Below are 23,336 nucleotides of genomic sequence, written 5' to 3' on the forward strand. Positions count from 1 at the left end.
GCGGCAAGAAACAGCGAGCCGCTCTGACTTGCAGCTTGTAGCTTGAAACTTGACGCTGCGGCTAAGGACGCCTCTGTGAATCAAAACTGGCATGGCACCCTGATTCGCCACATGCTGTTGCTGGTCACCGCCTGCCTGGTGATCGGCCTGATCACCGGCTATTACGGCTGGAGCCTCGCGGCGGGTCTGGGGCTTTATCTGGCCTGGACGCTCAAGCAATTGCTGCGTCTGCACGAATGGCTGCGCCAGCACCAACCCGACGAAGCGCCGCCCGATGGCTATGGTCTGTGGGGCGAGGTGTTCGACAGCATCTATCACCTGCAACGCCGCGACCAACGGGTGCGCGGGCGTCTGCAAGCGGTGATCGACCGGGTGCAGGAATCCACCGCCGCGCTGAAAGATGCAGTCATCATGCTCGACAGCGACGGCAATCTCGAATGGTGGAACCGCGCCGCTGAAACCCTGCTCGGCCTGAAGACTCCGCAGGACAGCGGCCAACCGGTGACCAACCTGGTGCGCCATCCGCGCTTCAAGGAATACTTCGAGCAGGACAGCTTTGCCGAGCCATTGGAAATCCCTTCGCCGACCAACGATCGCGTGCGCATTCAGCTGTACCTGACGCGCTACGGCAACAATGAACACCTGATGCTGGTCCGCGACGTGACGCGCATCCATCAGCTGGAACAGATGCGCAAGGACTTTATCGCCAACGTATCCCACGAGCTGCGCACACCGCTCACGGTGATCTGCGGCTATCTGGAAACCCTGCTCGACAATGTCGAAGAAGTGAACCCGCGCTGGAGCCGAGCTCTGCAACAGATGCAGCAACAGGGCGGGCGCATGCAGACGCTGCTCAACGATCTGTTGCTGCTGGCCAAGCTGGAAGCCACCGACTATCCGTCGGACAACCAGCCAGTGCAGATCGACACCTTGCTGCAATCGATCACCAGCGATGCGCAGCAGTTGTCCGGGGCGAAGAACCAGCGCATCAGCCTCGAGGCCAATGCCGGAGTGCTGCTCAAGGGCAGCGAAGCGGAGTTGCGCAGCGCGTTCTCCAATCTGGTGTTCAACGCGGTCAAGTACACCCCCGCCGAGGGCAACATCCGCATTCGCTGGTGGGGCGACGATCAGGGCGCGCACCTGAGCGTGCAGGATTCCGGCATCGGTATCGACAGCAAACACCTGCCGCGCCTGACCGAGCGTTTCTACCGCGTCGATTCCAGCCGCAACTCCAACACGGGCGGCACCGGCCTCGGCCTGGCCATCGTCAAGCACGTGCTGCTGCGCCACCGCGCGCGCATGGAGATCAGCAGCGTGCCCGGCCACGGCAGCACGTTCACCTGCCATTTCGCCCCGGCTCAGGTGGCCAGCGCACGGGCGATCAGCGCCGCCGAGTGATGCCGCCCGGCACACGCCACTAGGCAATCGCACGGTCAGCCGCTACATTGGCTGACTTGTGCCTGCCTTTCAGGCGCTGTTTCTCCCTACTTTCGAATCACACGGAACCCGCAAAACTCCATCATGGACCCTTCCCCTGGCTTGTCCCTCGCAACCATTTTTGCCGACTTCGGCATGATTCTTTTTGCTCTGATCCTGGTTTTGCTCAACGGTTTTTTCGTTGCAGCGGAATTCGCCATGGTCAAATTGCGCTCGACCCGGGTCGAGGCCATCGCTGAACAACATGGCTGGCGCGGACATATCCTGCGCACCGTGCACAGTCAGCTCGATGCCTACCTGTCGGCGTGCCAGCTCGGCATCACCCTCGCCTCTCTCGGTCTGGGCTGGGTCGGTGAACCGGCGTTCGCGCATATTCTCGAGCCGCTGCTGAGCGCAGTCGGCGTCGACTCGCCAGAGATCATCAAAGGCGTGTCGTTCTTCACCGCGTTCTTCATCATTTCGTACCTGCACATCGTGGTCGGCGAGCTGGCGCCCAAGTCATGGGCGATCCGCAAACCCGAGCTTTTGTCGCTGTGGACCGCGGTGCCGCTGTACCTGTTCTACTGGGCGATGTACCCGGCGATCTACCTGCTCAACGCCAGCGCCAACGCGATTTTGCGTATCGCCGGGCAAGGTGAACCCGGCCCGCACCATGAACACCATTACAGCCGCGAAGAACTGAAACTGATCCTGCACTCCAGCCGTGGCCAGGATCCGAGCGATCAGGGCATGCGCGTGTTGGCTTCGGCGGTGGAAATGGGCGAGCTGGAAGTGGTCGACTGGGCCAATTCCCGCGAAGACCTGATCACCCTCGAATTCAACGCGCCGCTGAAGGAAATCCTGGCGATGTTCCGTCGCCACAAGTTCAGCCGTTATCCGGTGTACGACAGCGAGCGCCAGGAGTTCGTCGGCCTGCTGCACATCAAGGATCTGCTGCTGGAACTGGCCGCGCTGGACCACATTCCCGAGTCGTTCAACCTGGCCGAGCTGACCCGCCCGCTGGAGCGCGTATCGCGGCACATGCCGCTGTCGCAGCTGCTGGAGCAGTTCCGCAAGGGCGGCTCGCACTTCGCCGTGGTCGAGGAGGCTGACGGCAACATCATCGGCTACCTGACCATGGAAGACGTGCTGGAAGTGCTGGTCGGTGATATCCAGGACGAGCACCGCAAGGCAGAGCGCGGCATCCTTGCCTATCAGCCGGGCAAGCTGCTGGTGCGTGGCGATACGCCGTTGTTCAAGGTCGAACGTCTGCTGGGCATCGATCTTGATCACATCGAAGCGGAAACCCTTGCCGGGCTGGTTTACGAAACCCTGAAACGGGTGCCGGAAGAGGAAGAAGTGCTGGAAGTCGAAGGCCTGCGGATCATCATCAAGAAGATGAAGGGGCCGAAGATTGTCCTGGCCAAGGTGTTGATGCTCGATTGATGGGAGTTTGGGGGGCTCTTGTGGCGAGGGGATTTATCCCCGTTGGACGGCGCAGCCGTCCCAAAACCATTGAATGCAGTCAGTTAGTACAGAGTTGCAATATTTGGGGCCGCTTCGCGGCCCAACGGGGATAAATCCCCTCGCCACAAAAACCCTCAACACCCTATCGCGCCTACTGCTTGCCCAACGCAAAGTTGGGCAAGGCTCCCAGTGGCTGGTTGAACTGATAGGGAATCGACACCAGCCCCTCTCCGGTATTGCGCTGCACCACAAAGTGCAGGTGCGGGCCGCTGCTGTTGCCGGTGTTGCCCGACAGCGCCAGCGGGCTGCCGACCTTGACCCGTTGTCCTTCGCGCACACTCACCGAACCCTGTTTCAGATGCAGGTACACGCCCATGGTGCCGTCGTCGTGCAGCACCCGAACGAAATTGCCGGAGGCATCGGTACCGCGCCCGCTCTGTGAGTTCTCGGTCTTGACTACTACTCCCGCTCGCGCGGCGATGATCGGCGTGCCCACCGGCATGGCGATGTCCATGGCGTAGCGGTTCTTCGGCCCGTAGTGGCTGTATTGGCCGTTGGCGCCCTGACTCAGGCGAAACGGCCCGCCACGCCAGGGCAGCGGATAGCGATAGCTTTGCGCGGTGCCTGCGGGGTCGCCCAGCGAATACTGGAACTGCGGCGAATACACCAGCGGCTGGTCACGGCTGATCGCCGTCAGCAGCGCCAGCCGTGTGTTGCTGCGCGGCGGCAGCACGCGACGGATCGCCCGCGCAGGCACGCCACGCACATTGCTCGTGCCGATGAAGGCCAGGGCAACCTCGACCGGCGCGTACAGATCGTTGCGCGCAAACACCACGTCGACGCCCTTCTGCTTCTTGATGTCCAGGTACACCTGGCGGTCGAGGCGCTCGACCATACGGTCCTGAAACACGAACACCTTTGCGCCTTTGCTCGGGCGGTCGCTGTACGAGACCACGCCGTTGGCATCGGTGGATTTGTAGATGGTCATGGCCATCGCCAGCTGGGAGGCCAGGCAGAGACCGCAGAAAAACAGCAGGCGCGCGAGCATGGGCAAAAGTCTGTCGAAGGAAGGCCTGGGAATCAGCCTAGCAGCTGAGACAGACCAGGCTAGTCGACAGATGTTTCAAATGATCGTCCCCACGCTCTGCGTGGGGATGCAGCCCGGGACGCTCTGCGTCCCCTGCACAGAGGACACGGAGCGTCCGGTTGAGGCATTCCTTTGCTGCGCGTGGGAACGATCAGAGCACGGGAGACAAGTGGTGTTTTGGCTGGCCCCTTCGCGAGCAGGCTCGCTCCCACATTTGGAATGCGTTCCAGGGTGGGAGCGAGCCTGCTCGCGAAGGCGGCCTATCGGGCGACGAAGCTTACGCGCCGGGTACGAAATGCTTCTGCGCCGTGCCCCGGGCGATCAGGCGCGAGATGTAGTCGAGCTTCTGCGCATCCTGGTCGACAAAGCGGAAGGTCAGTTGCAGCCAGTCGCTGTCGGCTTTCTGCTCGTGGGCGACGATGGCGTGCAGGTAACCATTGAGCCGCGCGATCTCGGCGTTGTCGCCCTGCTCCAGATCGAGCACGGCGCTGTCGAGGATCTGCGGCAGGGTCTCGGTGCGCTTCACTACCAGCAGCGCTTCCTTGATGCTCAAGGCCTTGATCACGCATTGCTGAGTCCCGCTCGGCAGGCGCAACTGGCCCTGACCACGACCGCCCACCGGCGCCTTGGATGCACCGGGCGCCTGAACTGGCGGGCTGTTGAGCAAACCGCGCGACGGCGCAGCGGCTGGAGCGGGTGCAGTAGCGGCAGCGGCAGGCCTGGCCGCAGCGCCGCCGACCACGGCAGGCTTGCCGCCGGTCAGTGCGCTCAGGGAATCGTTGCCGAATGCCGAATTCATCTTGGTCGGCGCGCTGTTCATCAAGGTGTCGAGCTTGCCGACCTTGTTCAGTGCCTGCTTGACCTTGGTCAGCAGTTGCTCGTTGGTGAACGGCTTGCTGACGTAGCCGGAAACGCCGGCCTGAATCGCCTGCACGACGTTTTCCTTGTCGCCACGGCTGGTGACCATGACGAACGGCATGGTCTTGAGGTTGTCCTGCTCGCGGCACCAGGTCAGCAGTTCGAGGCCGGACATTTCCGGCATTTCCCAGTCGCACAGCACCAGGTCGAAAGCCTCTTTGGCCAGCATGGCCTGGGCCTTTTTGCCGTTGATGGCGTCCTCGGTGCGGATCCCCGGGAAGTAATTACGCAGGCACTTTTTCACCAGGTCACGAATGAACGAAGCATCGTCCACGACCAACACACTGATCTTGCTCATCCAACACCCCTATTAAAATCCCGGCAAGCATAACGCTGGCTGATGGCACATTGCCAAAACTCTTCAGTCACGCCGGGACTTTTCGTTCGCGGGTGCTGCTTTTAATACGAATCCGCTTCTGAAAAGCAGAAACAAAAACGCCCGGCCAGAGGGCCGGGCGCTTTTCTCAGGCAATCTTACTTATCGTCAGCTTCGCCCGGAACATTAGCGGTTTCAGCGCTTGTGCCTTCAACTTCTTCTTTCATGCGCTTGAGGCCCATGTGACGCACGTCGGTGCCGCGCACCAGGTAGATCACCAGTTCGGAGATGTTGCGCGCATGATCGCCGATGCGCTCCAGGGAACGCAGGACCCAGATGATGCTCAGCACCCGCGAGATAGAGCGCGGGTCTTCCATCATGTAGGTGGCCAGCTCACGCAGGGCGGTTTTGTATTCGCGGTCGATGATCTTGTCGTACTGCGCCACCGACAAGGCCAGATCGGCGTCAAAACGCGCGAAGGCGTCCAGTGCATCACGAACCATGTTGCGCACCTGGTCGCCAATGTGACGAACCTCGACGTAACCGCGCGGCGCTTCACCTTCTTCGCACAACTGGATGGCACGACGGGCGATCTTGGTGGCTTCGTCGCCGATACGCTCGAGGTCGATCACCGATTTGGAAATGCTGATGATCAAACGCAGGTCAGAGGCTGCCGGCTGACGACGGGCGAGAATGCGCAGGCATTCTTCGTCGATGTTGCGTTCCATCTGGTTGATCTGGTCGTCGATCTCACGGACCTGCTGAGCCAGGCCGGAGTCGGCCTCGATCAGCGCCGTGACCGCGTCGTTGACCTGCTTCTCGACCAGCCCGCCCATGGCAAGGAGGTGGCTGCGCACTTCCTCCAGTTCAGCGTTGAACTGCGCGGAAATGTGATGGGTAAGGCCTTCTTTGGAAATCATTGTTCGCTCCGCGAAAGTTGCAAGCTTCAAGCTGCAAGCTTCAAGCAGTTATGTGTAAGTCCTGATATCGCACCAATTCTTTCTTGCCGCTTGAAGCTTGCGGCGTGCAGCTGCCCCAATCAGCCATAGCGACCGGTGATGTAGTCTTCGGTCTGCTTCTTCGCCGGATTGGTGAACAGGGTATCGGTGTCGCCGAATTCCACCAGTTTGCCCATGTACATGAACGCGGTGTAATCGGACACCCGTGCCGCCTGTTGCATGTTGTGGGTCACGATGACGATGGTGAACTTGGACTTCAGCTCGTAGATCAGCTCTTCGACTTTCAGCGTCGAGATCGGGTCGAGAGCGGAGCACGGTTCGTCGAGCAGCAACACTTCAGGCTCAACCGCGATGGTACGCGCGATCACCAGACGCTGTTGCTGACCACCGGACAGGCCGAGGGCCGAGTCGTGCAGACGGTCTTTGACCTCGTCCCACAATGCCGCGCCTTTCAACGCCCATTCAACGGCTTCGTCGAGGATGCGCTTCTTGTTGATGCCCTGGATGCGCAGGCCATAGACCACGTTTTCGTAGATGGTCTTCGGGAACGGGTTGGGCTTCTGGAACACCATGCCGACGCGACGACGCAGTTCGGCAACGTCTTCGCCCTTGCGATAGATGTTGTTGCCGTACAGGTTGATCGCGCCCTCGACACGGCAGCCGTCGACCAGATCGTTCATCCGGTTGAAGGTACGCAGCAGCGTCGACTTACCGCAGCCGGACGGGCCGATGAACGCGGTCACACGCTGCTTCGGGATGTTCATGCTGACGTCGAACAGTGCCTGTTTGTCGCCGTAGTACAGGCTCAGGCCCGGCACTTCGATGGCGACGGTTTCCTGCGCCAGGTTGAGGCTCTGCTTGTCGCGGCCCAAGGCAGACATGTTGATGCCGTGGCTGTGTGTTTCGTGCTGCATGGGAGGCTCCCTGTGCTAACAAATTCGGTTCGGTTTTGTAGGAGTGAGCCTGCTCGCGATTCAGGCGCTGCGGTTTGTCTATGAAACCGCGGTGATGCCTTCGCGAGCAGGCTCGCTCCCACATAAAAATCAGTGCTGCAAAATCAGCTATCCAGTGCTTTGTATTTTTCGCGCAGGTGGTTGCGGATATACACCGCCGACAGGTTCAGCGTCGCGATCACCAGCACCAGCAGCAGCGCGGTGGCGTACACCAGCGGGCGGGCTGCTTCGACGTTGGGGCTCTGGAAGCCGACGTCATAGATGTGGAAGCCCAGGTGCATGATCTTCTGGTCCAGGTGCAGGTACGGGTAGTTGCCGTCCACCGGCAGCGACGGCGCCAGTTTCACCACACCCACCAGCATCAGCGGCGCCACTTCACCGGCGGCACGGGCCACGGCGAGGATCATCCCGGTCATCATGGCCGGGCTGGCCATCGGGATAACGATTTTCCACAGCGTTTCCGCTTTGGTCGCGCCGAGGGCCAACGAGCCTTCACGCACGGTACGAGGAATCCGCGCCAGACCTTCTTCGGTCGCCACAATCACCACCGGCACTGCCAGCAGCGCCAGGGTCAGCGAGGCCCAGAGCAGGCCCGGCGTACCAAAGGTCGGCGCCGGCAGTGCTTCAGGGAAGAACAAGCGGTCGACCGAACCACCCAGCACGTAGACGAAGAAGCCCAGACCGAACACGCCGTAAACGATCGCCGGTACGCCGGCGAGGTTGTTCACCGCGATACGAATGACGCGAGTCAGGGTGTTCTGCTTGGCATATTCGCGCAGGTACACCGCTGCCAGCACGCCGAACGGTGTAACGATCATCGCCATGATCAGGGTCATCATCACAGTGCCGAAGATCGCCGGGAAGATCCCGCCTTCGGTGTTCGCTTCACGCGGGTCGTCGGAGAGGAATTCCCAGATCTTGCTGAAGTAGAAACCAACCTTGGTCAAGGTGCTCATGCCGTTTGGCTGGTAGGCATGCACGACTTTGCCCAGACCGATTTCGATTTCCTTGCCGTTGGCGTCACGGGCGGTCAAGGCGTCGCGGTTGAACTGTGCATGCAAATCAGACAGACGTGCTTCGATGTCTTTGTAGCGCGCGTCCAGCTCGGCGCGCTCGGACTCCATGTCCGCTTGTGCGGTGGCGTCGAGTTTGCCCTCCAGCTCCAGTTTGCGCCCGTGCAGACGGATTCGCTCGAGGCCGGCATTGATTGCGCCGATGTCGGTTTTTTCCAGCGTCTTCAGTTGAGCCGCAAGATCGTTCACCCGATCGATGCGCGCTTGCAGTTCAGGCCAAGCGGCCTCGCCTTCGGCGATGACCTTGCCGTCCTGTTTGACGTTGACCAGGTAGCCGTAGAAGTTGCCCCACTCGCGACGCTCGATCGCCATCAATTCTGGCGGTGTGGTCTGCTTGGTCAGCCACTCGCCGACGATCCAGGTGAAGTCGTTGCCGTTCAGGTCACGGTTGCCGACCTTGATCAGCTCGCGGGTCATGAATTCCGGACCTTCGTCCGGCACCGGCAGACCGGCGCTCTTCAGACGTGCGCGCGGCACTTCTTCTTTCTGCACCACTTCGCCGATCACCAGGTGATTGGCCTGGCCCGGTACGTCGTAATGCGCGTGGATCAGGTCCGCCGGCCAGAAGTGACCGAGACCGCGCACGGCAATCACCGCCAACAGACCAATGGTCATGATGACCGCGATGGACACCGCGCCACCGCTGATCCAGACGCCCGGGGCGCCGCTCTTGAACCATCCTTTCAGGGAGTTCTGTTTCACAGACTTCTACCTTTGCTTAAAGCGACGAGTATTTCTTGCGCAGACGCTGACGAATCAGTTCTGCCAGGGTGTTCATGACGAAGGTGAACAGCAGCAGCACCAGCGCCGAGAGGAACAGCACGCGGTAGTGGCTGCCGCCGACTTCCGACTCGGGCATTTCCACCGCGACGTTGGCGGCCAGGGTGCGCAGGCCTTCGAACAGGTTCATCTCCATGACCGGGGTGTTGCCGGTGGCCATCAGCACGATCATGGTTTCGCCGACCGCACGGCCCATGCCGATCATCAGCGCCGAGAAGATGCCCGGGCTTGCGGTCAGGATCACCACGCGGGTCATGGTCTGCCATGGCGTCGCACCCAGGGCCAGCGAACCCAGGGTCAGGCCGCGCGGCACACTGAACACGGCGTCTTCGGCGATCGAGTAGATGTTCGGGATCACCGCGAAACCCATGGCCAGACCGACCACCAGAGCGTTGCGCTGGTCGTAAGTGATGCCCAGGTCATGGGAGATCCACATGCGCATGTCGCCGCCGAAGAACCAGTTCTCCATGAACGGGCTCATGTACAGCGAGAGCCAGCCCACAAACAGGATCACCGGAATCAGCAGCGCACTTTCCCAGCCGTCCGGGACTTTCAGGCGGATCGATTCAGGCAGGCGGCTGAAGGTGAAACCGGCGACCAGAATGCCGATCGGCAGCAACATCAGCAGGCTGAAGATGCCCGGCAGATGCCCTTCTACATATGGAGCCAAGAACAGACCGGCGAAGAAACCGAGGATCACCGTCGGCATCGCTTCCATCAGTTCGATCACCGGTTTGACCTTGCGGCGCATGCCCGGGGCCATGAAGTACGCGGTGTAGATCGCAGCGGCGACGGCCAGTGGCGCGGCCAGCAGCATGGCGTAGAACGCGGCCTTCAGAGTGCCGAAGGTCAGCGGCGACAGGCTCAGTTTCGGTTCGAAATCGGTGTTGGCGGCGGTCGACTGCCAGACGTATTTAGGCTCGTCGTAGTTCTCGTACCAGACCTTGCTCCACAGCGCGCTCCACGATACTTCCGGGTGCGGGTTGTCGAGCAGCAACGGCTGCAGCTTGCCGCCGGCTTCGACGATCACTCGGTTGGCGCGCGGCGACAGACCGAACAGGCCCTGGCCTTCAACCACCTGATCGACCAGCAACGTGCGGTGTGCGGTGCTGTGGAACACGCCGAGCTTGCCGCTGGCATCGAGGGCGAGGAAGCCTTTGCGGCGCTCTTCGGCAGCGATTTCAACGATCGGCGTGGTGCCCATCTGGAAGGTGCGGATCTGCTTCAGACGCTGCTCGCCATCGGTATCGCGAGCCATGAACCACTGGGCCAGACCGCCCTTGGAATCGCCGACGATCAGCGAGATACCGCCGACCAGCTGCGCGGTGGCGGTGACTTGGGCGTCGGCATTTTCCAGCAGTTTGTAGCGCCCGTTGAGGCTCTTGTCGCGCAGGCTGAACACGTCGGCCTGAGCACGACCGTTGACCACGTACAGCCACTGCTGGCGCGGGTCGACGAAGATGTTTTTCACCGGCTCGGTCATCTGCGGCAGATCGATGCGCGTCTGCTCGTTGGTGACTTCGCCGGTCATCATGTTTTCTTCGCTGGTCAGCGACAGCACATTGAGTTGCGAGCCAGTGGAGCCGACCAGCATCAGGGTCGAATCGGTGGCATTGAGGCTGACATGCTCCAGCGCGCCGCCGCTTTCGTTCAGCGCAATTGGCGCCTCGCCATAGGGATATTCGATGGCCGGGCTGATGGTTTTCTTGCCATCGGGGTAGCTGACTTTATAGGTATGACGGAACACCAGCGCCTGACCGTTGGACAGACCCACGGCCACCAGCGGATGACCCGGCTGGTCTTCGCCAATAGACGTCACAGTGGCGCCCGCAGGCAGCGGCAGATCGACACGCCTCAATTCAGCGCCACTGTCGAGATCGAAGAACAGCGCCTGGCCCTTGTCGGATACACGCATGGCCACCTGATTCTGCTCTTCGAGCGAGATCATCAGCGGCTTGCCCGCGTCCTGCATCCAGGCCGGGGTGATCGAGTCTTTCGCGGTCAGGTCGGCGCCTTGAAACAGTGGCGCAACGACGTAGGCGAGGAAGAAGAAGATCAGGGTGATGGCCGCGAGCACCGCCAGGCCGCCGACGAGGACGTACCAACGGGTGAAGCGATCCTTGAGCGCGCGGATGCGGCGCTTGCGTTGCAGCTCAGGCGTATTGAAATCAATGCGCTTGGGAGGGGAAGACGTAGTCATTGGGGAATTGGCCAGATCATTCATGCGCACACCCTAGCGATCCTGTATGACAGAAAGATGACAGTGCAGTGACGCAGCAAATCCGCCAGCCGGAAGTCCGGCAGCGGAGTCGAGAATTCGAGGTTGTGAAAACTGTGCAGGAGCTGTCGAGGGAACCGAGGCTGCGATCTTTTGATCTTGCGATCAGAGGCCAGATCAAAAGATCGCAGCCTCGTTTCACTCGTCAGCTCCTACACGGTTCCAGCAGGTCCGGGGGGTTGCCCCGGATCTGCGGTGTTACTTCTTGGCGACAGCGCCGCCTTCTTGCAGACCGAGGTCAGCCAGTGCTTTGGCAGCAACCTTGGCTGGCAGCGGGATGTAGCCGTCTTTCACTACCACTTCCTGGCCCTGCTTCGACAGCACCAGCTTCACGAACTCGGCTTCCAGCGGGGCCAGAGGCTTGTTCGGGGCTTTGTTGACGTAAACGTAGAGGAAGCGCGACAGCGGATACTTGCCGTTCAGGGCGTTTTCTTCGGTGTCTTCGATGAACTCGCCGCCTTCTTTCTTGGCCAGGGCTACAGTTTTCACGCTGGCAGTTTTGTAGCCGATGCCCGAGTAGCCGACGCCGTTAAGCGAGCTGCTGATCGACTGCACCACCGACGCCGAACCTGGTTGTTCGTTGACGTTTGGCTTGTAGTCACCTTTGCACAGGGCTTCTTCCTTGAAGTAGCCGTAGGTGCCGGACACCGAGTTACGGCCGAACAGCTGGACCGGCTTGTTGGCCAGGTCACCGGTCACGCCCAGGTCACCCCAGGTCTTGACGTCAGCTTTGGCACCGCACAGGCGCGTCGAGGAGAAGATCGCATCGACCTGAGCCATGGTCAGGTGCTTGATCGGGTTGTCCTTGTGCACGAACACGGCCAGGGCATCCACGGCAACCGGGATCGCAGTCGGCTTGTAGCCGTACTTCTGCTCGAAAGCCTGCAGTTCGTTGTCCTTCATCTTGCGGCTCATCGGGCCCAGGTTGGCGGTGCCTTCGGTGAGCGCAGGTGGCGCGGTGGAAGAACCGGCAGCCTGAATCTGGATGTTGACGTTCGGGTATTCTTTTTTGTAGTTCTCAGCCCACAGGGTCATGAGGTTGGCCAGGGTATCGGAACCGACGCTGGACAGGTTGCCCGACACACCAGTGGTCTTGGTGTAGCTCGGGATAGCAGGGTCAACAGCGGCGAACGCGTTGGCAGTCGCAACGCCAGCAGCGACAAAAGTCATTGCCGCCATCAAACGCTTCAGTTTCATGCCTTACTCCTAGCAGATAGGGTGTGTTAAGTCGGGGCCAAGTATCAGCAGGCCATGTGAACACTCTATGGCTGAAATATGACAATTGGATGAAAGGCCAGCATCGGGTTTTGCTGGATGATTTGTGGCGTCCCCATTCGCGAGCAGGCTCGCTCCCACAATTGAAATGCATTCCAACTGTGGGAGCGAGCCTGCTCGCGAAGTGGCCGGTATTGGTGGAGTAGATCCTGGGCTTTAGCGCCCCTTCTTCCAGAGCCAGGCGCCTACCAGAATCCCCATCCCGCACAGCACTGCCACATAGTAGGCAGGCCCCATCGCGCTTTCCTTCAGCAGCAGACTGACCACCATTGGCGTCAGGCCACCGAAGATCGCGTACGCGACGTTGTACGAGAACGACAGGCCACTGAAGCGAACCACCGGCGGGAACGCTTTGACCATCACGTACGGCACCGCGCCGATGGTGCCGACCAGCAAGCCGGTCAATGCGTACAGCGGGAACAACCAGTCCGGGTGGTCGGCGAGGCTGTGGTAGAAGGTCCAGGAGCTGATCAGCAGACCGAGGCAGCCAAAGACAAAGACGCGACCGGCGCCGAAGCGATCGGCCAGCGCGCCAGCGCCAATGCAGCCGAGGCTGAGGAAGACGATGGCCAGGCTGTTGGCCTGCAGCGCCGTGGTCGGCGAGAAGTGGTAGACCGTTTGCAGCACGGTCGGGGTCATCAGGATCACTACGACGACGCCAGCCGAGAGCAGCCAGGTCAGCAGCATCGAAATCGCGATGGCGCCGCGATGGTCACGCAGCACCGCGCGCAACGGCACTTCTTCGGCCAGTGCCTTGCGCAATTGCAGTTCGGCGAACACCGGTGTCTCGTGCAGCCAGCGGCGCAGGTACACCGAGAACAGGCCGAAGACGCCGCCGAGCAGGAACGGGATCCGCCAGGCGTAATCCGACACTTCGGCTGGCGTATAAATGCTGTTGATCGCAGTGGCGACCAGCGAGCCGAGGAGGATGCCGGCAGTCAGCCCGCTGGTGAGCGTGCCGCAGGCATAACCGATGTGCTTTTGCGGTACGTGTTCGGAAACGAAGACCCACGCCCCCGGCACCTCACCGCCAATAGCGGCGCCCTGGATCACCCGCATCAGCAGCAACAGGATCGGCGCCCAGATACCGATCTGCGCGTAGGTCGGCAGCAGGCCCATGATCAGCGTTGGCACCGCCATCATGAAAATGCTCAGGGTGAACATCTTCTTGCGCCCCAGCAGGTCACCGAAGTGCGCCATGACGATGCCGCCCAAAGGACGCGCCAGATAGCCGGCGGCGAAGATGCCGAAGGTCTGCATCAAGCGCAGCCACTCGGGCATGTCGGCCGGGAAGAACAGCTTGCCGACGACGGTGGCGAAGAAAACGAAGATGATGAAATCGTAGAACTCCAGCGCCCCGCCGAGGGCGGACAGCGACAGAGTCTTGTAGTCATTGCGGGTCAACGGTCGTGCGGGTTGCTCGGGCTGCGCGAGGCTCGAAGGCGCTGTGGTCATGGCAAGGGCTTCTCTTATAGTCGAATCTGTCGCCACAACAACGCTGGCGGTGGCTTGGACAGGTTCGGCACCATAGCAAATTGTTCGAAAAAGCACATAGAGGCGCGTAATTGACGGTCGAAATCAGAACCGGGTGGTCGTCGCGGGGTCTATCGACCGATATACTCGCCACCTGCGCAGGATTTGTAAGAGGTTGCTGTGCGAAAACGTTGTTGGCCCGTCCTTTGCTCGGGATTTAGCCTTTTTCGCAGAGTTTCCCTTTAGGCGCCTGATGGAAAACGTGACGAACGCAGTGTGTTCGGTGTTGAATCGTTTTTCTTGAAGACGGCTACCACTCGCAATACCCACGAAGAGTCATGGGTCAGAGGCCCCTCGGCATGATAGAGCTCGAACAAGAAGATCCGATCCCACAGGGCGACCTGGCCCTGCAAATCACCGCACTTCCCCGCGAAACCAACGGCTTTGGCGATATTTTCGGCGGCTGGCTGGTCGCGCAGATGGATCTGGCCGGCACCGCCATGGCCAGCCGGGTGGCCGGTGGCCGCGTTGCCACTGTCGCCATCGACCGCATGGCGTTCCTCGTCCCGGTCGCGGTCGGCGCGCAGTTGTCCTTTTATACCCAGACCCTGGAAATCGGCCGCAGCTCGATCCAGATGATGGTCGAAGTGTGGAGCGATGACCCACTCTCCAGCGAATGGCGCAAGGTCACCGAAGCGGTTTTCGTTTTCGTCGCCATCGACGGCAGCGGTCGCACCCGTTCGGTGCCGCCACGCGCGCGTTAAACCTCGCGACCGTTTTGCGGTCGATAGTCGTCCCCAGTGTCTGATCGAGAGTTGCCCATGAACACGCCCAACGTTGAAGCCGTGAAACAGGATGAACTGAACTGCTGGCGCATCCGCCACGGCAAGGCCGAAGTGCTGGTGGCCCAGCAAGGCGCGCACATCCTCAGTTATCAGATCGACGGCCAGCCGCCGATCATCTGGCTCAACGACAAGGCCGAGTTCAAGACCGGCAAAAGCATCCGCGCCGGCGTGCCGGTGTGCTGGCCGTGGTTCGGCAAATTCGAACGCAACCCGAGCAGCGTGCAGGCCATGTACACCGGCGCGCAACCGGCCCCCGCGCACGGTCTGGTGCGGGCGATGGACTGGGAATTGGGCAACATCGAATCAGAGGCTGACGGCATCAAGGTCGAGTTCAAGCTGCCCTACCCCGAAGGAGGTTTGCCGGGCTGGCCCCACGAGGTCGATCTGACCCTGACCCTGCATCTGGCGGATCAACTGCATTACAGCCTGACCAGTCATAACCGTGGTACTGACACCGTCACGCTGAGTCAGGCGCTGCACACCTATTTCGCCGTGAGTGACGTGCGTAATGTGCATGTCGACGGCGTGGCCGGGCTGAATTATATCGAGACCCTGGATGACTGGAACACGGCCAGCCAGAGCGGCGATCTGCATTTCGCCGGCGAGACCGACCGCATCTACCTCGACGTTCCGCCGCAATTGAGCATCGTTGATCCGACCTGGGAACGACGCATCGTGCTGATCTCCACCGGCTCGCGCACGGCGGTGATCTGGAACCCATGGATCGACCGCGCCGCCGCACTGCCGGACATGGACAACGATGGCTGGCAACGCATGCTGTGCATCGAAACGGCGAATGTGATGGATGATCTGGTGACCCTGGCGCCGGGTGCGCGCCATACGATGGGTGTTAGCGTGGCCGCTACGCCGCTCTAAGCTCTAGCGCAATACAAAAGGGCAAAGAGCCCCGTGGCGAGGGGATTTATCCCCGCTGGGTCGCGAAGCGGCCCCCGCTTTTTTTTTAAATCAAAAGCTGGGGCCTGCTGCGCAGTCCAGCGGGGATAAATCCCCTCGCCACAGATAAATCCCTTCACCACAGATAAATCCCCTCACCACAAAGGCTCGCTCCCAAATTTATGCGCGGCGCGCTTTAGAGGTCAGCTTCCTGCACCACCCGCACCTTCTCCGCCTCCAGCGCATACGCTGCATCCGCCAGGTCATTACTGACCTTTTCGATTTTAAGCGTGCCGGTCACCCAAAGCGGTGTGTAGATGTCCTCCAGCTTCAACCCTTTCGGATATCGCACCAGCACCAGTTGATTCGGCGGTGGTGGCGGTACGTGGATGCAGGCGCCCGGATACGGCACAAGGAAGAACAGCGTGCTGCGGCCCTTGGCATCCGACTCAAGCGGCACCGGGTAACCACCGATGCGGATGTGCTTGTCGTTCATTGACGCTACGGTTTTCGTCGAATACATCACCGCTGGCAGACCTTTGGCCTGCTTCATCCCGCCCTTCTCGGTGAAGGTGCCGGTGGCTTCGGGAGAGTTGTGGTCGATTTCCGGCATGGCCTCGAGGGCCTTTTGATCCGACTTGGGCATCAGTTCCAGCCAGTCGGTTTCCGGCAGTTCGCCGGCGTGGGCGAGATAGCTGGCCAGCAAGAGGAGAGTCAACAGAAGACGGCGCATGAAGGTGCTCGGCAGGCAAAGGAATGGACGGTGAGTCGCCGCGCATTCTAGCCCTCCCGGCCGCGCTGGCCGAGAGGGCTTTGTCGCTTTCGATCAGTTCTTTTTGATCAGACCGTAGATCACCAGCAACACCACAGCGCCGACCAGTGCGCCGAGGAAACCCGCGCCCTCGCCCGCCTGATAGATGCCCAGAGCCTGGCCGCCGTAGGTGGCCGCCAGCGAACCGCCGATACCGAGCAGGATGGTCATGATCCAGCCCATGCTGTCATCGCCCGGTTTCAGGAACCGAGCCAGCAGGCCGACGATCAAGCCGATAAAGATGGTTCCGATAATTCCCATGGCATTTCCCTCTGATTTGGAAGATATGCGAAAGACTAGCCAGTGTTTCGCATCCTGCCATGAGAGAACAGCGGCCCCTGAATGGTTCCGCCGCTGCCACATGAAAGCGTTTTTACTCGGCGATCAGCGCTTCGACCTTGATGATCTGCGCTTGCAGCGTGGCCATGTCGGCGCAGCGCAGGTTGGCGTGGCCGACCTTGCGTCCGGCCTTGAAAGCTTTGCCGTAGTGATGCAGGTGGCAGTCTTCGATGGCGATGACTTTTTCCACCGGCGGCACTACGCCGATGAAGTTGAGCATCGCGCTCTCGCCGACCTTGGCGGTCGAACCCAGCGGCAGGCCGGCCACGGCGCGCAGGTGGTTTTCGAACTGGCTGCACTCGGCGCCTTCGGTGGTCCAGTGCCCGGAGTTGTGCACGCGCGGGGCGATTTCATTGGCTTTGAGGCCACCGTCGACTTCGAAGAACTCGAAAGCCATCACGCCGACGTAGTCGAGGTGCTTGAGCACGCGACTGGAATAATCTTCCGCCAGCGCCTGCAACGGGTGATCGGTGCTGGCAACCGACAGCTTGAGAATGCCGCTGTCGTGGGTGTTGTGCACCAGCGGATAGAACTTCGTTTCACCATCGCGGGCACGCACCGCGATCAGCGACACTTCGCCGGTGAATGGCACGAAGCCTTCCAGCAGGCAGGCAACGCTGCCCAGTTCGGCGAACGTACCGGCCACGTCTTCCGGTTTGCGCAGGACTTTCTGACCCTTGCCGTCATAACCCAGGGTGCGGGTTTTCAGCACGGCCGGCAGACCGATGGAAGCGACGGCGGCATCCAGGTCGGCTTGCGACTGGATGTCGGCGAAGGCCGGGGTCGGAATGCCGAGGTCTTTGAACATGCTCTTTTCGAACCAGCGGTCACGAGCAATGCGCAGGGCTTCGGCGCTCGGGTAGACCGGCACGAATTGCGAAAGAAACGCCACGGTTTCGGCCGGGACGCTTTCGAATTCGAAGGTCACCAGATCGACTTCATCGGCCAGTTGGCGCAGATGATCCTGATCGCCGTAATCGGCCCGCAGGTGTTCGCCCAGCGCGGCCGCACAGGCGTCCGGCGCAGGGTCGAGAAAAGCGAAGTTCATGCCCAGCGGAGTGCCCGCCAGGGCCAACATGCGACCCAACTGGCCGCCACCGATTACACCGATCTTCATCTCAACAACCTCAGGCAATACGTGGGTCTGGATTGTCCAGGACGCTGTCTGTCTGCTCGGCACGGAAGGTTTTCAGTACCGCGTGGAACTGCGGGTGCTTGGCGCCGAGGATGCTCGCCGAGAGCAGGGCGGCGTTGATTGCGCCGGCCTTGCCGATAGCCAGGGTGGCAACCGGAATGCCCGCAGGCATCTGCACGATCGACAGCAGCGAATCGACGCCCGAGAGCATGGCCGACTGCACCGGCACGCCCAGCACCGGCAGGTGGGTCTTGGCCGCACACATGCCTGGCAAGTGGGCTGCGCCACCGGCACCGGCGATGATCACCTCAATGCCGCGGCTTTCAGCCTCTTCGGCGTACTGGAACAGCAGATCCGGGGTGCGGTGGGCGGAAACCACCTTGACCTCGTACGGGATGCCGAGCTTTTCCAGCATATCGGCGGTGTGGCTAAGGGTGGACCAATCGGACTTGGAGCCCATGATCACGCCAACCAGTGCACTCATCGTCGCGCCTCTTCTCTCTGGAGCGCCCGCAGGCGCGTCATAAAACAACAAGCCACGCAGGTTGCGTGGCTTGATTGTACGAAAAATGGCCGGACGTGCCGGCCGAAGGCCGCGCAGTATACCGCAAAGAAAGCAATAAACAGCCCCCGAAACGACCATCTGTCAAATGAGCGAAACGCCCGGTTTTATTGACTTAAAGGTCAGCACCGAGACATCTCCGGATCCCTGTGGGAGCTGGCTTGCCAGCGATGGCGTCGCATCAGTAAAAAGAGAAGGTGACTGAACCACCGCAATCGCTGGCAAGCCAGCTCCCACAGGGTGTTTCGTTCACCTCAGGTTCCGGTTGTACCTTGCGCAGCGCCGCCTTCAAGCTTGCGCCACAGCAACCGCACGTTGGCCTTGCGCACCAAGGCGCAGCGGTACAAACGAATCTCCAGCGGCACATGCCACTGCGGGCCGCCGCACACCACCAGTTCACCGCGAGCCAGTTCGGCGCGTACGCTCAGTTGCGGCACCCAGGCAATGCCGAGGCCTTCCAGGGCCATGCTTTTCAGGCTGTCGGCCATCGCGGTTTCGTAGATCGTGGTGAAACGCAACTGGCGCTGGCGCAGCAAGCCGTTCACCGAACGCCCAAGAAACGCCCCGGCGCTGTAAGCCAGCAACGGCACACTCGCCTCGCCTTCCAGATCGAACAGCGGTTTGCCATCCAGATCTGCCGCGCACACCGGCAGCATTTCGGTCTGGCCCAAGTGCAGCGACGGGAAAATCTCCGGGTCCATCTGCATCGCCGAATCCGGGTCGTAGAACGCCAGCATCAGATCGCAGCCACCTTCACGCAAAGCGTGCACGGCGTCGCCAACGTTGGTCGCCACCAGCCGTGTGGCGATGTTCAGCCCTTCGTTGCGCAACTGGGCGATCCAGCGCGGGAAAAAGCCCAGCGCCAGCGAGTGCGCCGCTGCGACTTGCATGACCTCGCCCTGCCCGCCTTCCAGATGATGCAGGTGGCGCAGCACTTCACCGAGTTGTTCGACCACGGTGCGCGCAGTCACCAGAAACAACTGCCCCGCCGCCGTCAGTTCGACCGGCGTGCGCGAGCGATTGACCAGAGTCAGCCCCAGCGCCGCTTCGAGGCTGCGGATCCGCCGACTGAATGCCGGCTGGGTCACGAAGCGCCGTTCGGCCGCCTGAGAGAAGCTGCGGGTGGCGGCCAGGGCACTGAAGTCCTCGAGCCATTTGCTTTCCAGATTCATCACGTCCTCCCGGACACGCACCAAAACAGGTCACACGTCTGCCGCACAGGCGGCGTCACACGGGCATTATGCCGAATGTGCATAGGGCAGTGCTGAACAGCATTGGCCCAAAAATCCCCACAAGCCTAGCATTCGCAGCGTTCCGGCACAGACCGGGTCCTTATCGAGATGATTTCTATCATGTCCTCCGCTGCATCTTTCCGCACAGAAACCGACCTGCTTGGCGCCCTCGAAGTACCGGCCCATGCGTATTACGGCATCCAGACCCTGCGAGCGGTGAATAACTTCCGCCTCTCGGGCGTTCCGATTTCGCATTACCCGAAACTGGTTGTGGGCCTGGCGATGGTCAAACAGGCCGCCGCTGACGCCAACCGCGAGCTGGGTCACCTGAGCGAAGCCAAGCACGCTGCCATCAGCGAAGCCTGTGCGCGATTGATCCGCGGCGATTACCACGAAGAGTTCGTGGTCGACATGATTCAAGGTGGCGCCGGCACCTCCACCAACATGAACGCCAACGAAGTGATCGCCAACATTGCTCTGGAAGCGATGGGCCACGAGAAAGGCGAGTACCAGTACCTGCACCCGAACGACGACGTGAACATGGCGCAGTCGACCAACGACGCCTACCCGACGGCGATCCGCCTGGGTCTGCTGCTGGGTCACGACGCGCTGCTGGCCAGTCTCGACAGCCTGATTCAGGCCTTCGCGGCCAAGGGCAAAGAGTTCGACCACGTCCTGAAAATGGGCCGTACCCAGCTGCAAGACGCCGTGCCGATGACCCTCGGCCAGGAATTCCGTGCCTTCGCCACCACCATGGGCGAAGACCTCGCGCGTCTGAAGACGCTGGCCCCGGAGCTACTGACCGAAGTCAACCTGGGCGGCACCGCGATCGGCACCGGCATCAACGCCGACCCGCGTTATCAGGCACTGGCTGTTCAACGTCTGGCTTTGATCAGCGGGCAACCGCTGGTACCGGCCGCCGACCTGATCGAAGCGACCTCCGACATGGGCGCGTTCGTGCTGTTCTCCGGCATGCTCAAGCGCACCGCGGTCAAGTTGTCGAAGATCTGCAACGACCTGCGCCTGCTGTCCAGCGGCCCACGCACCGGCATCAATGAAATCAACCTGCCAGCGCGTCAGCCAGGCAGCTCGATCATGCCCGGCAAGGTCAACCCGGTGATCCCGGAAGCCGTGAACCAAGTCGCGTTCCAGGTCATCGGTAACGATCTGGCGCTGACCATGGCAGCCGAAGGCGGCCAGCTGCAACTGAACGTGATGGAGCCGCTGATCGCTTTCAAGATCCTCGACTCGATCCGCCTGCTGCAACGTGCCATGGACATGCTGCGCGAGCACTGCATCGTCGGCATCACCGCCAACGAAGCGCGCTGCCGTGAACTGGTCGAGCACTCGATCGGTCTGGTCACCGCACTGAACCCGTACATCGGCTACAAAAACGCCACCCGCATCGCCCGTATCGCTCTCGAAAGCGGCCGCGGCGTGCTGGAACTGGTGCGCGAAGAAGGTCTGCTCGACGAAGCCATGCTCGCCGACATCCTGCGCCCGGAAAACATGATTGCCCCGCGTCTGGTTCCGCTCAAAGCCTGAGCCGACGCGAACTTGTAGCACCGCTCACCAGGTCGAGGGACTAGACACCTCTCACCTTTTGAGGGCTTGGGGATTTTGTCCCCGAGCCCTTTTTTTTAACTTCTTTGCGGGCAGGACGTTAGATGCTTTGTGTATTCGATACCGCCAAGATCGCAGCCTTCGGCAGCTCCTACAGGATTGACGTGCACCTGTAGGAGCTGCCGAAGGCTGCGATCTTTTGATTTGCAGCAACCTCGTTTCGTCGCTTGCACCACTACCGTGCAGACGGGCGCGCCACTGATCGGTATAGTGCCGCCCCTCTTCGCGTGAGCGGTCGTCGGTAACGAGGCCATAACCCATGCGAAACCCGAACTAATAACAAAACCCGCGATATGGATCCGGGACGAAACCTTCGCCTCACCCGTCGTGCCGCGCGCAGGCCGGTGTAACACGATGTTTCTCCGATCCAGCATTTGCACCCACAAAAAACAGCGAGGATAAATCCATGCTCGAAGTCATCAACGACTTCCTCTCAGGGAAAGTACTGATCGTGCTCATTGTCGGGCTCGGTAGTTACTTCACGATTCGCTCGCGTTTCGTTCAACTGCGTCATTTCTTCCACATGTTCGCGGTGTTCCGCGACAGCCTCAAAGGCAGCGCCGGGCAACTCAGCTCGTTCCAGGCCTTGATGCTCAGCCTCGCCGGCCGCGTCGGTGCAGGCAACATCGCCGGTGTCGGCATCGCCGTAACTCTCGGTGGTCCGGGTGCGGTGTTCTGGATGTGGGTGACCGCACTGGTCGGCATGTCCAGCAGCTTCTTCGAGTGCACCCTGGCCCAGGTCTACAAGCGCGCGGATGGCGACGGCCTGTACCGTGGCGGTCCGGCCTACTACATCCAGCACGGGCTCAAGCTCAAAGGCATGGCGATAGTGTTCTCCGTTCTGCTGCTGGTCACCTACGGCTTCGCCTTCATCGGCCTGCAGTCCTACACCGTGACCCACTCGCTGCAGAACGCCTTTGACTTCAACCCGCAACACACCGGTATCGTCCTGGCGGTGCTGCTGGCCATCACCTTTATCGGCGGGATCAAGCGCATCGCTTCGGTCTCCGACCTGCTGGTACCGATCAAGACCCTGGCCTACATCGGCGTGACCCTGTACGTGATCGGCACCCAGATCGAACACGTGCCGGCCATGCTGGAAACCATCTTCAAGAGCGCCTTCGGCCTCGACCCGGCCTTTGCCGGCCTGCTCGGCAGCGCCATTGTCATGGGCGTGAAGCGTGGCGTGTTCGCCAACGAAGCGGGCCTGGGCAGTGCGCCGAACGTCGCGGCCGTGGCCGCCGTCAAGCACCCGGGCGCGCAGGGCGTGGTCCAGGCTTTCAGCGTATTCCTCGACACCTTCGTGATCTGCACCTGCACCGCGCTGCTGATCCTGCTGTCGGGCTTCTACACCCCGGGTTTCGAAGGTGACGGTATCGTCCTGACCCAGAACTCGCTGGCTGCGGTGGTCGGTGACTGGGGTCGCATGTTCGTCAGCGTTGCGCTGTCGCTGTTCGTCTTCACCTGCATCCTCTACAACTACTACCTGGGCGAGAACAGCTTGCAGTTCCTCAGCCGCAACCGCGCCCTGCTGATGCTGTTCCGCGGCCTGGTGCTGGCGCTGGTGGTATGGGGTTCGATGCAGGACCTGACGACGGTGTTCGCCTTCGCCGACATCACCATGACCTGCCTGGCCTTCGTCAACCTGGTGGCCCTGGCCATGCTGTTCAAGGTCGGCCTGCGGGTGATGCGCGACTACGATGAGCAGCGTCGCGCCGGCGTCAAACAGCCAGTGTTTGATTCGAGCAAATTCGCCGATCTGGATCTGGATCGCAACGCCTGGCCGGTGAACCCGCCAGCAGCGGCGGGCCAGACCGAAACTGCGCCGCAAGGCGTACCTGCAGCGCAACGCTGACAGGTGAATGACGGGCGCATCCCCTGCGCCCGTCAGTTATTGTGA

General features: G+C 61.1%; 19 protein-coding genes. 6 read left to right on the plus strand and 13 right to left on the minus strand.

Annotated features, from left to right (window positions below; translation table 11 throughout):
- Positions 1-111: 111 nt before the first annotated feature.
- Entirely contained in the window at positions 112-1,398 is a 1,287-nt protein-coding gene (phoR, locus tag AC0Z5Z_RS02450; protein ID WP_231991049.1) for a phosphate regulon sensor histidine kinase PhoR, read from the plus strand.
- A gap of 123 nt (positions 1,399-1,521) precedes the next feature.
- Positions 1,522-2,862: a hemolysin family protein gene (locus AC0Z5Z_RS02455; protein ID WP_016772486.1), complete on the plus strand. Its 1,341-nt coding sequence runs from the start codon at positions 1,522-1,524 to the stop codon at positions 2,860-2,862.
- A gap of 172 nt (positions 2,863-3,034) precedes the next feature.
- On the opposite strand, the gene AC0Z5Z_RS02460 is transcribed toward AC0Z5Z_RS02455, so the two are convergent.
- The 8 genes from AC0Z5Z_RS02460 to AC0Z5Z_RS02495 all read right to left on the minus strand — a co-directional run bounded on the left by AC0Z5Z_RS02460 (position 3,035) and on the right by AC0Z5Z_RS02495 (position 13,977).
- Positions 3,035-3,931 carry a peptidoglycan DD-metalloendopeptidase family protein gene (locus tag AC0Z5Z_RS02460; RefSeq protein ID WP_041476599.1) on the minus strand — a complete coding sequence of 299 codons (897 nt, stop codon included), beginning with the start codon at positions 3,929-3,931 and terminating at the stop codon, positions 3,035-3,037.
- A gap of 316 nt (positions 3,932-4,247) precedes the next feature.
- On the minus strand, positions 4,248-5,186 hold the full coding sequence (locus AC0Z5Z_RS02465; protein WP_056790928.1) for a response regulator: 939 nt from the start codon (positions 5,184-5,186) through the stop codon (positions 4,248-4,250).
- 176 nt (positions 5,187-5,362) lie between these two features.
- Complete coding sequence (phoU, locus tag AC0Z5Z_RS02470) at positions 5,363-6,124, minus strand: phosphate signaling complex protein PhoU (RefSeq protein ID WP_016772483.1); 762 nt, start codon at positions 6,122-6,124, stop codon at positions 5,363-5,365.
- Positions 6,125-6,243: 119 nt separating this feature from the next.
- Positions 6,244-7,077 carry a phosphate ABC transporter ATP-binding protein PstB gene (gene pstB / locus AC0Z5Z_RS02475; protein ID WP_041476597.1) on the minus strand — a complete coding sequence of 278 codons (834 nt, stop codon included), beginning with the start codon at positions 7,075-7,077 and terminating at the stop codon, positions 6,244-6,246.
- Between the two features lie 143 nt (positions 7,078-7,220).
- Positions 7,221-8,891: a phosphate ABC transporter permease PstA gene (pstA, locus tag AC0Z5Z_RS02480; protein WP_016772481.1), complete on the minus strand. Its 1,671-nt coding sequence runs from the start codon at positions 8,889-8,891 to the stop codon at positions 7,221-7,223.
- A gap of 16 nt (positions 8,892-8,907) precedes the next feature.
- Positions 8,908-11,193: an ABC transporter permease subunit gene (locus AC0Z5Z_RS02485; RefSeq protein WP_024014834.1), complete on the minus strand. Its 2,286-nt coding sequence runs from the start codon at positions 11,191-11,193 to the stop codon at positions 8,908-8,910.
- Between the two features lie 252 nt (positions 11,194-11,445).
- Complete coding sequence (locus AC0Z5Z_RS02490; protein WP_016772480.1) at positions 11,446-12,444, minus strand: phosphate ABC transporter substrate-binding protein PstS; 999 nt, start codon at positions 12,442-12,444, stop codon at positions 11,446-11,448.
- Positions 12,445-12,678: 234 nt separating this feature from the next.
- Complete coding sequence (locus tag AC0Z5Z_RS02495) at positions 12,679-13,977, minus strand: MFS transporter (RefSeq protein ID WP_016772479.1); 1,299 nt, start codon at positions 13,975-13,977, stop codon at positions 12,679-12,681.
- 377 nt (positions 13,978-14,354) lie between these two features.
- On the opposite strand from AC0Z5Z_RS02495, the gene AC0Z5Z_RS02500 reads away from it, so the two are divergent.
- Both AC0Z5Z_RS02500 and AC0Z5Z_RS02505 read left to right on the plus strand, forming a co-directional pair.
- Positions 14,355-14,759 carry an acyl-CoA thioesterase gene (locus AC0Z5Z_RS02500; protein ID WP_003229628.1) on the plus strand — a complete coding sequence of 135 codons (405 nt, stop codon included), beginning with the start codon at positions 14,355-14,357 and terminating at the stop codon, positions 14,757-14,759.
- A 57-nt stretch (positions 14,760-14,816) separates the two neighbouring features.
- Entirely contained in the window at positions 14,817-15,716 is a 900-nt protein-coding gene (locus tag AC0Z5Z_RS02505; RefSeq protein ID WP_476250013.1) for an aldose epimerase family protein, read from the plus strand.
- A 214-nt stretch (positions 15,717-15,930) separates the two neighbouring features.
- On the opposite strand, the gene AC0Z5Z_RS02510 is transcribed toward AC0Z5Z_RS02505, so the two are convergent.
- From AC0Z5Z_RS02510 to AC0Z5Z_RS02530, 5 genes are all read right to left on the minus strand, one after another.
- Positions 15,931-16,467 (minus strand): DUF3299 domain-containing protein, encoded by a 537-nt coding sequence (locus AC0Z5Z_RS02510; protein ID WP_485610650.1) that lies wholly within the window; start codon positions 16,465-16,467, stop codon positions 15,931-15,933.
- 93 nt (positions 16,468-16,560) lie between these two features.
- Positions 16,561-16,806, minus strand: coding sequence for a GlsB/YeaQ/YmgE family stress response membrane protein (locus tag AC0Z5Z_RS02515; protein ID WP_016772475.1), 246 nt, complete (start codon positions 16,804-16,806; stop codon positions 16,561-16,563).
- Positions 16,807-16,918: 112 nt separating this feature from the next.
- Positions 16,919-18,001 (minus strand): 5-(carboxyamino)imidazole ribonucleotide synthase, encoded by a 1,083-nt coding sequence (locus AC0Z5Z_RS02520; RefSeq protein WP_041476593.1) that lies wholly within the window; start codon positions 17,999-18,001, stop codon positions 16,919-16,921.
- 10 nt (positions 18,002-18,011) lie between these two features.
- A complete protein-coding gene (gene purE / locus AC0Z5Z_RS02525; protein ID WP_007920220.1) occupies positions 18,012-18,503 on the minus strand; it encodes a 5-(carboxyamino)imidazole ribonucleotide mutase in 492 nt (163 codons plus the stop codon).
- Positions 18,504-18,835: 332 nt separating this feature from the next.
- On the minus strand, positions 18,836-19,753 hold the full coding sequence (locus tag AC0Z5Z_RS02530) for a LysR substrate-binding domain-containing protein (protein WP_150742873.1): 918 nt from the start codon (positions 19,751-19,753) through the stop codon (positions 18,836-18,838).
- Positions 19,754-19,933: 180 nt separating this feature from the next.
- Here AC0Z5Z_RS02530 and aspA point away from each other — a divergent pair, with 180 nt between their 5' ends.
- A complete protein-coding gene (gene aspA, locus AC0Z5Z_RS02535) occupies positions 19,934-21,358 on the plus strand; it encodes an aspartate ammonia-lyase (RefSeq protein ID WP_016772472.1) in 1,425 nt (474 codons plus the stop codon).
- Between the two features lie 484 nt (positions 21,359-21,842).
- Complete coding sequence (locus tag AC0Z5Z_RS02540; RefSeq protein WP_016772471.1) at positions 21,843-23,291, plus strand: alanine/glycine:cation symporter family protein; 1,449 nt, start codon at positions 21,843-21,845, stop codon at positions 23,289-23,291.
- Positions 23,292-23,336 lie beyond the last annotated feature (45 nt).

The sequence above is a fragment of the Pseudomonas sp. 1L-E-NC-VB-C3 genome, from assembly GCF_057291535.1.

Bases quoted from the DNA above. Each gene is read 5' to 3' on its own strand.
- phoR (WP_231991049.1), top strand. From the start codon at position 112: ATGCTGTTGCTGGTCACCGCCTGCCTGGTGATCGGCCTGATCACCGGC.
- AC0Z5Z_RS02455 (WP_016772486.1), top strand. From the start codon at position 1,522: ATGGACCCTTCCCCTGGCTTGTCCCTCGCAACCATTTTTGCCGACTTC.
- AC0Z5Z_RS02460 (WP_041476599.1), bottom strand. From the start codon at position 3,931: ATGCTCGCGCGCCTGCTGTTTTTCTGCGGTCTCTGCCTGGCCTCCCAG.
- AC0Z5Z_RS02465 (WP_056790928.1), bottom strand. From the start codon at position 5,186: ATGAGCAAGATCAGTGTGTTGGTCGTGGACGATGCTTCGTTCATTCGT.
- phoU (WP_016772483.1), bottom strand. From the start codon at position 6,124: ATGATTTCCAAAGAAGGCCTTACCCATCACATTTCCGCGCAGTTCAAC.
- pstB (WP_041476597.1), bottom strand. From the start codon at position 7,077: ATGCAGCACGAAACACACAGCCACGGCATCAACATGTCTGCCTTGGGC.
- AC0Z5Z_RS02485 (WP_024014834.1), bottom strand. From the start codon at position 11,193: ATGAATGATCTGGCCAATTCCCCAATGACTACGTCTTCCCCTCCCAAG.
- AC0Z5Z_RS02490 (WP_016772480.1), bottom strand. From the start codon at position 12,444: ATGAAACTGAAGCGTTTGATGGCGGCAATGACTTTTGTCGCTGCTGGC.
- AC0Z5Z_RS02495 (WP_016772479.1), bottom strand. From the start codon at position 13,977: ATGACCACAGCGCCTTCGAGCCTCGCGCAGCCCGAGCAACCCGCACGA.
- AC0Z5Z_RS02500 (WP_003229628.1), top strand. From the start codon at position 14,355: ATGATAGAGCTCGAACAAGAAGATCCGATCCCACAGGGCGACCTGGCC.
- AC0Z5Z_RS02505 (WP_476250013.1), top strand. From the start codon at position 14,817: ATGAACACGCCCAACGTTGAAGCCGTGAAACAGGATGAACTGAACTGC.
- AC0Z5Z_RS02510 (WP_485610650.1), bottom strand. From the start codon at position 16,467: ATGCGCCGTCTTCTGTTGACTCTCCTCTTGCTGGCCAGCTATCTCGCC.
- AC0Z5Z_RS02515 (WP_016772475.1), bottom strand. From the start codon at position 16,806: ATGGGAATTATCGGAACCATCTTTATCGGCTTGATCGTCGGCCTGCTG.
- AC0Z5Z_RS02520 (WP_041476593.1), bottom strand. From the start codon at position 18,001: ATGAAGATCGGTGTAATCGGTGGCGGCCAGTTGGGTCGCATGTTGGCC.
- purE (WP_007920220.1), bottom strand. From the start codon at position 18,503: ATGAGTGCACTGGTTGGCGTGATCATGGGCTCCAAGTCCGATTGGTCC.
- AC0Z5Z_RS02530 (WP_150742873.1), bottom strand. From the start codon at position 19,753: ATGAATCTGGAAAGCAAATGGCTCGAGGACTTCAGTGCCCTGGCCGCC.
- aspA (WP_016772472.1), top strand. From the start codon at position 19,934: ATGTCCTCCGCTGCATCTTTCCGCACAGAAACCGACCTGCTTGGCGCC.
- AC0Z5Z_RS02540 (WP_016772471.1), top strand. From the start codon at position 21,843: ATGCTCGAAGTCATCAACGACTTCCTCTCAGGGAAAGTACTGATCGTG.